A 4,951-nucleotide genomic window follows, 5' to 3' on the forward strand; every position below is an offset into this window, starting at 1 on the left:
GGTGGTCATCTTTTTTGTTTTTTTGACGTGCTTCCATCTGTTGCTTTTTTGTTTTTTTTTTCTGAGGTCTCGTGGGCTCGGGGCCGGGCGCGGCGTTGGGGTCTGACACGGCGTCGGAGTCTGGCGCGGGGTCGGGCGTGGCGTCGGCGTCGGGCGCGGGCGCGGGGTCCGGGTCGAGCAGCCAGCGGGCGACGCGGTCCAGGAGCGTCTTGGCGGTCGGGCTGCCGGGCATGAGGGTCAGCAGCTGGAAGCCGTGGATCAGCGACTCGTAGGCGTCCACCCGGGTCCGGACGCCGGCGGCGTCGGCGGCCTCCGCGAAGCGCACACTGTCGTCGAGCAGCGCCTCGCCGGTGCCGACGGCGAAGAGCAGCGGCGGCAGCCCGCTCGGGTCGCCGTGCAGCGGGGACTGCGGGGCGGCGTCGGGGCGGGCGCCGCCGAGGTAGTGCGCGACGAGTTCGGTGAGCCAGGTGCGGTCCACCCCCGGGTCGTGCAACCCGCCGTTGACATCGACGGAGGTGCCGCTCACGGTCAGGTCGGTGACCGGTGAGAGCAGCACGGCGCTCGCCGGCGGCTCGGTGCCCTCGTCGCGGAGGACCTGGAGGGCCGAGAGGACCAGCGCGCCGCCGGCGGACTCGCCGAGCAGGGAGATCCGCCCGGCGGGCACGCCCCGGTCGAGCAGCCACCGGTAGGCGGCGAGCGTGTCGTCGAGCGCCGCCGGGTAGGGGTGCTCGGGCGCGAGCCGGTAGTGCAGGACAAAGACCGGGCGGCCGGTGGAGCGGGAGATCCGGTGCGCGAAGAGCCTGGCCAGCTCCGGCTCGCGGAGGGTGAAGCCGCCGCCGTGCACGTAGAGCACCACACCGTTGTCGGCGGCCCCCGGCCCGCCGGCGCTGACCCAGTCGCCCGCCACGCCTTCGCCGGGCGGCAGCACCGGGTCGAGGCGGGCGTCGTGGGGCAGCCCGCGCGGCTGGTCGGCGAGCTGCTCGAAGAGCGTGCTGATCGTGTCGACGGCGCTCGCGGGGTCGGGTTCGGCGGTGAGACGCACAAGATCCATACCCGTGGGTCTACCCAGTCCCCCGGGCGGCGGCAAACGGGTTCCGCGACGCGCCCCGGCGGATTTGTGCGGCACCGCGTCGTCATGTCGCCCGGGCGGCAGGTGTCCCAGGCTCCATCATGCGGAAAGCACAACATGCGGAGAGCACCGCGTGGGAAACCACGGCATGCGGAGAGCACCGCGTGCGCGGAACCGCTGCGGGAAGCAGAACAGGCGACGACACGGCGGCGGCGCCCGCCGGGCGGACCGGCGGCGCACCGACGGAAGGGGAACAAGTCCATGACCTACCCGACTCCCGTGAACGACGACCAGCACCGCCCGCCGGACGGTTCGAGGGAGTGGTGGCGGCAGGCCGTCGTCTACCAGGTCTATCCGCGCAGTTTCGCCGACGGCGACGGGGACGGCATCGGTGATCTGCCCGGGCTGATCTCCCGGCTGCCGCACCTGGCCGCGCTCGGCGTGGACGCCCTGTGGCTCAGCCCGTTCTACCCGTCGGAGCTCGCCGACGGCGGCTACGACGTCGCCGACTACCGGGACGTCGACCCCCGTCTGGGCACCCTGGCCGACTTCGACACGCTCGTCGCCGCCGCGCACCGGTCGGGCATCAGGGTGATGGTCGACATCGTCCCCAACCACTCCTCGCGCCTGCACCCGTGGTTCCAGGAGGCGTTGGCCGCCGGGCGCGGCTCGCGGGAGCGGGAGCGGTACGTGTTCCGGGAGGGCCGCGGCCCGAACGGCGACGAGCCGCCCACCGACTGGCTGTCCTGCTTCGGCGGACCGGCGTGGACGAGGGTGGCGGACGGTTCCTGGTACCTGCACCTGTTCGCCTCCGAGCAGCCGGACTTCAACTGGGACAACCCGGAGGTCCGGCAGGACTTCCTGCGCACCCTGCGGTTCTGGTGCGACCGGGGCGTCGACGGCTTCCGCGTCGACGTCGCCCACGGCCTGGCGAAGGACCTCACCGAACCGCTGCGCGACGTCGGCGCCGTGGAGCGCTACACCGCCGAGACCCTGCCGACCGACGGCAGCCACCCGTTCTGGGACCGGGACGAGGTGCACGACATCTTCCGCGAGTGGCGGCGGGTCTTCGACGCGTACGCCCCGCCCCGGATCGCCGTCGCCGAGGCGTGGGTGCGCAACTCCCGCCGCTCCCTGTACGCCTCCCGGGAGGGCCTGGGCCAGGCGTTCAACTTCGACTTCCTCGACTCCCCGCTGGACGCCGCCGCGCTGCGCTCCTCCATCGACACCGCGCTGCGCGGCGCGCGGGCCGCCGGCACCACCGCCACCTGGGTGCTGTCCAACCACGACGTGATCCGGCACGCCTCCCGGTACGCGATCCCGCCGGGCACCGACCGGGAGACCTGGCTGCTCTCCGGCGGCCGGGAACCGGAGCTGGACCGGGCCGAGGGGGTGCAAAAGGCGCTCGCCGCGACGCTGCTCATGCTCGCTCTGCCCGGCTCGGCCTACCTCTACCAGGGGGAGGAGCTGGGCCTCCCGGAGGTCGCCGACCTCGCCGAGGAGGACCTGCGGGACCCGGTGTGGACGCGCAGCGGCGGCCGGGTGAAGGGCAGGGACGGCTGCCGGGTGCCGCTGCCCTGGACGCGCGACGGCTCCTCGTACGGCTTCGGCCCGAACGGCTCGTGGCTGCCGCAGCCGAAAGGCTGGGGCGCGCTGTCGGTCGAGGCGCAGGAAGGGCGCCCGGACTCGCCGCTGGAGCTGTACCGGGCGGCGCTGCGGCTGCGCCGCGAGCTGGTCGGCGACGAGTCGCTGACCTGGGCCGACGACGGCGCGGAACCGCCCGGCCTGCTGCACTTCCGGCGCTCCGGCGGCTGGCACTGCGTCAGCAACCTCTCCGACGCGCCGGCGCCGCTACCGGCCGGCGAACTGCTGCTGGCCTCCACCCACAGCGGCCCGCACGTCCTGCCGCCGTGGACGACGGCGTGGCTGCTGCGGGAGGAGTGACAACGGCCGGGGCCCGTCCGGGGCGGACGGCGGACACCGCCCGCCCCGGGCCACCGCGTACGCGTCAGATCAGCGCGTTCTTGTAGAAGAGGTTGCTGCGGCGGTCCCCGGCGGAGCCGGAGGCGAAGCCCAGGAACAGACGCGGCTCGCCGGCCGCCGTGCGGTAGACCGCCAGGCCCTCCGGCTCCCGGAACGTCAGCGTCGAGCCGGCCTTCGTGAACGTCGGCCCCTGCACGATCCTCCCCGAGTTGAGGTCGACCGTGCTGAGGTAGGTGTTGCCCGGGCTCGGGTTGTCGGCCGAGTAGGCGTTGCCGACCATGAAGTAGGCGTACGGCCCGTAGACCGTGTAACCCTGCATGGTGCCCGGGATGGACGGCTGCCGCAGCTGCGCCAGCGGCGAGCCGAAGTTTCCCGACTGCGCCGCCGCCATGGTGTACAGCGCCAGGTGCTTGGCGCCGTCCTTGTGGTAGCGAACGAGCAGCCGGTTGTTGACCGGGTCGATCGCGCAGGTGTGCTCGGTGGCGCCGGACACCGGCGTGTACTTCGTCAGCGCCGAGGACGACGCGGAGAGGGTCGTCCCGCTGGACCACCTGAAGCGGGCCAGCCGCTTCCCGTAGCCGTTGGCGTTCGCCTCGACCTCGGTCCACAGGTAGGTGTCCCCGCCGACGCCCTGCGCGGCGAACGAGACGCCGTGGCCGAAGCCGTTGAGGTGCATCCAACCCAACCGGTTCCCGGAGAAGTCCAGTCGGGTGATGCAGAGGTTGCCCAGCTTTCCGTCCTGCCCGCCACGCAACTGCGCGACGAACAGCCGCCGGTTGACGTTGTCGAAGCTGAACGACTGCTGCACGGTGACGTCGTGCAGCTGCTTGTGCCGGAACAGGTCGTAGCTCGGCTTGGTCAGGTCGAAGCGCTTGCCGGACGGCACCGCCGCGCTCGCCGGCGACACACCGGCCGCCAGGCCAAGCGCCGCCAACGCCGCGCCGCCGCCGAGCCGCAGCGCACCGCGCCTCGACCAGCCCCCGGCCGCCGCCCGACCGGACATCAACTCTTCCGTCATGGGTCCGTCCCCCTGTCGCGGCCGCACCCCGTCGGCGTCGGCCTGCTCGAACACGCCAACGCCGAACGACACCGGAACGTGCCCGGCGCCGCGCGGGGGCCAGGGCGTCGCCGCCGGCCCGTACCGACGACTACCCGGAATCCACACATCCGCCCCCGCCAACACCTCACTCCGACCGACGATCGGCATGCCGGAAATGGCCGACGCCGTCTGACGTATACCCACTTCCCGACCCCGTCCGCAGCCGCTCCCGGGAAGTGTTACCCCTTCTCGCGGAGAACTCGTCAAGATTTGCCGAAGATGTGGAAACCGCCCGCAACCCTCCCGCCACCTGCGGATACAGGTCATCACCGCCGCGAGTAGCCGCCCGGCGGGCGTACGTGGTTTCATCTGGCGCACCGCGACAGCCGCACCACGGCGCGCCCGTATCGCGCCACCCGGCTGACGATTCTCCGGAATTCGACCGGACGGGCAGGAGGGCGGTTCGCCCTTTCCATGAGCCGCCCTTCCACAGTGAAATCCTCGAAACAACAGCGAAGGGAACACGCCCCATGCGTAACGACCTCGAGACCCGTGAGATGAACGACGCCGAACTGGACGCCGTCGCCGGCGGTGTCGTCAGCGTCTCCGGCGGTCTCGCCGGCGCCGTGCAGAGCGACGTGTCGCACCTCGTCCACGGCTCCGCCACCGGCCAGGCCGCCCAGGGCCTGGTCGACGCCGCCCCCGGCCTGGCCTCCGGCATCACCGGCGTGCACGTCGACACGGCCGCCGTCACCGGCAAGCTGGGTCTGTGATCTGACGCCGGAGGGCCGCACGGCGGCCCTCCCCGTGAACCCCGGAAGCTCCCCAATTCCGGGGTTCACACCGGTGTACCCACGACG

Annotated in this window: 4 protein-coding genes; 2 read left to right on the forward strand and 2 right to left on the reverse strand. The window is 72.5% G+C overall.

All coding sequences use genetic code 11. The features are described 5' to 3' along the window. Nucleotides 1-1,051, reverse strand: a 1,051-nt coding sequence (locus GL263_RS21385; RefSeq protein ID WP_182857365.1) for an alpha/beta hydrolase, incomplete at its 3' end; no start/stop codon positions are given. Nucleotides 1,052-1,330: 279 nt separating this feature from the next. Here GL263_RS21385 and GL263_RS21390 point away from each other — a divergent pair. After that, nucleotides 1,331-3,013, forward strand: a complete 1,683-nt coding sequence (locus tag GL263_RS21390) for a glycoside hydrolase family 13 protein (RefSeq protein WP_182857366.1) — start codon at nt 1,331-1,333, stop codon at nt 3,011-3,013. 64 nt (nt 3,014-3,077) lie between these two features. Here the strand turns inward: GL263_RS21390 and GL263_RS21395 are convergent, their stop codons facing one another. Next, nucleotides 3,078-4,070, reverse strand: a complete 993-nt coding sequence (locus GL263_RS21395; protein WP_228456718.1) for a phage baseplate protein — start codon at nt 4,068-4,070, stop codon at nt 3,078-3,080. Between the two features lie 551 nt (nt 4,071-4,621). Between GL263_RS21395 and GL263_RS21400 the strand changes: the two genes are divergently transcribed. Further along, entirely contained in the window at nt 4,622-4,864 is a 243-nt protein-coding gene (locus GL263_RS21400; protein WP_182857367.1) for a hypothetical protein, read from the forward strand. The last annotated feature ends 87 nt before the right edge of the window (nt 4,865-4,951 follow it).

The organism is Streptomyces durbertensis, from assembly GCF_014156695.1.
In the GTDB taxonomy this organism is placed as follows: domain Bacteria; phylum Actinomycetota; class Actinomycetes; order Streptomycetales; family Streptomycetaceae; genus Streptomyces; species Streptomyces durbertensis.

What these genes read in the sequence shown, in the direction of transcription:
- GL263_RS21390 (WP_182857366.1), top strand. Translation starts at nt 1,331, where the DNA reads ATGACCTACCCGACTCCCGTGAACGACGACCAGCACCGCCCGCCGGAC.
- GL263_RS21395 (WP_228456718.1), bottom strand. Translation starts at nt 4,070, where the DNA reads ATGACGGAAGAGTTGATGTCCGGTCGGGCGGCGGCCGGGGGCTGGTCG.
- GL263_RS21400 (WP_182857367.1), top strand. Translation starts at nt 4,622, where the DNA reads ATGCGTAACGACCTCGAGACCCGTGAGATGAACGACGCCGAACTGGAC.